At 34.2% G+C, this 2,097-nt stretch carries 2 protein-coding genes and 2 pseudogenes; 3 read left to right on the top strand and 1 reads right to left on the bottom strand.

Going from position 1 to position 2,097, the window contains the following annotated elements; all coding sequences use genetic code 11:
* The 3 genes and pseudogenes from HNS40_RS22165 to HNS40_RS23410 form a co-directional block, all read left to right on the top strand.
* Positions 1 to 1,076 (top strand): IS1634 family transposase (locus tag HNS40_RS22165; protein ID WP_172284895.1); only part of this gene is annotated, 1,076 nt, incomplete at its 5' end.
* Positions 1,055 to 1,546: pseudogene (locus tag HNS40_RS23415) on the top strand (Fic family protein); the annotation flags it as partial. The gene HNS40_RS22165 and the pseudogene HNS40_RS23415, both read left to right, overlap by 22 nt.
* Positions 1,547 to 1,654: 108 nt before the next feature.
* Positions 1,655 to 1,793: pseudogene (locus HNS40_RS23410) on the top strand (ATP-binding protein); the annotation flags it as partial.
* A gap of 183 nt (positions 1,794 to 1,976) precedes the next feature.
* On the opposite strand, the gene HNS40_RS23850 reads toward HNS40_RS23410, so the two are convergent.
* Positions 1,977 to 2,087 (bottom strand): transposase domain-containing protein, encoded by a 111-nt coding sequence (locus HNS40_RS23850; RefSeq protein ID WP_371742971.1) that lies wholly within the window; start codon positions 2,085 to 2,087, stop codon positions 1,977 to 1,979.
* Between the last annotated feature and the right edge of the window lie 10 nt (positions 2,088 to 2,097).

Here is a 2,097-nt window from a genome sequence, read left to right as displayed (position 1 = left end):
GAAAAGTAGAACAAATCATATTTAAACACACACAGAAGGTATTAGGAGGAGATTTAAATGTTGTTTTTTACGATATGACCCAATTATACTTTGAAGCAAGTGATGAGGATGATTTACGAAAGACAGGCTTTTCAAAAGACGGAAAACATCAAAAGCCACAAATATTTTTGGGTTTATTGGTTGCCAAACAAGGGTATGTAATAGGCTACGATGTATATGATGGCAATACTTATGAAGGTCATACATTAATACCATTTCTTGAAAATATTAGCAGAAAATTCAACTTAGAAAAGCCGATAATCATAGCTGACAGTGGATTGTTATCAAAAAAGAACATTGGTGCATTAGAAGAAAGGGGCTATGAATATATCCTTGGAGCAAGAATAAAGAATGAAACAGCAGAAGTAAAAAACCAGATAATAGAAAGTTTTTATGCAGATGGAGACTTAATTGATATTACAAAAGATGATACTAAACGAATTATTGTTAGCTATTCCCATAAACGAGCTAGAAAAGATGCCTATAACAGAATACGAGGACTAAAACGCTTGGAAAAGAAGATCAAGTCAGGTAAGTTAACTAAGGAAAGCATCAATAATAGAGGCTATAATAAATTTTTAAAGCTAGAAGGCAAGATTGATGTTCAAGTCGATTACACAAAAATAGAACAGGATCAATATTGGGATGGCTTAAAAGGATACATTACAAACACAAAGCTATCTGGAAGTGAAATTATTCAAAACTATGGCGAATTATGGCATATAGAACGAGCTTTCAGAATGTACAAAACAGATTTACGCATACGACCAATATACCATAGGTTAAGAAGAAGAATAGAAGCTCATATTTGTATATCGTTTGCAGCATATTCCATCTATAAGGAACTAGAAAGAGCTCTAAATACCCAGGAATCATTATTGTCTGTAAAAAAAGCTGCAGAACTCACCCACAATATGTACCAAACCACATATCAATTACCTGATGGTAAATCAATGAATAAGCAGCTTCTAGGTATGGATGATCAGCAAAAAGAATTGTACGGCATTGTTAGAAATTGCTTTCGGGTGTCCCATTGACGAAAACAAGACAAGAAGCAAAAGACAGTTCTGCGATTGAGAATATAATCACGACACATGATGATTTGTATAAATCAGAATTAAACCTTGATGCGTTTAAATCACTTCAAGCCAAAGAGGTTCAAAATTATATTTCAGCATTAAAAAAAGGATTTGAATTAATTACTCAAACAGGATTGCTGACCAATAAGAGTATTTTGCAAATTCAAGAGGTACTAGAAGACAAGAAAGCTGGATTTAGAAAATTGCCAGGAACTGCATTAAAAAATGCTGCAACTGATGAGACAATTTACACACCGCCTCAAGATTATGAGGAGATAATCAATTTAATGGCAAATCTTGAACGATACATAAATGATTCAGCAATTCAAGACTGCGACCCTTTGAATAAAATGGCAATTATTCACTTTCAATTTGAAAGTATTCATCCCTTTTATGACGGAAATGGAAGGACTGGAAGGATAATAAACATTCTCTATTTGATTCTGGAAAAATTACAGACTTTACCAATTTTATATTTAAGCAATTATATTATTAAGCACAAACCAGATTCTGTAATAGCTACTTTGCAAGTTTCTGTGAAATCTTGGTATGGAATCATTGGTGAACGTACAGTTGCGGATGTTATTTTGGACCGATTAATCCATAAGGCACATCGATTAGCTCGCTGGAGAATCGATGCGAAGAAAACTGAGTAGGATAAATCAGGATAATTAGTAAATTTGTTTCGTTAATGACAGCGTAATGAACTTCTGTTTTTGGTGAAATGAGGAGGTGGTCATTTTAGTCCGGCCTGGGGTGGGCAGTTTGACGGGCGTGTCCACTTTGGAATAAATCAGTTCAAAGTAAGCATCCGACCAACTACAAGGATAATTATATTAAAAGAATGTTATGCTATGATTATAGCAGGGACAGGTTTTGCGGGAAGAGCTCATAAAGTTTATTGACTTTGTGCTCTGCAATAAGCTCCAAGACTTTGTTCATCCATATTTGAGGATTTACACCATGCATTTTACAGGTT

The organism is Lentimicrobium sp. S6, from assembly GCF_013166635.1.
GTDB lineage: Bacteria > Bacteroidota > Bacteroidia > Bacteroidales > UBA12170 > UBA12170.
This window is presented reverse-complemented; position numbering and strand designations above follow the sequence as displayed.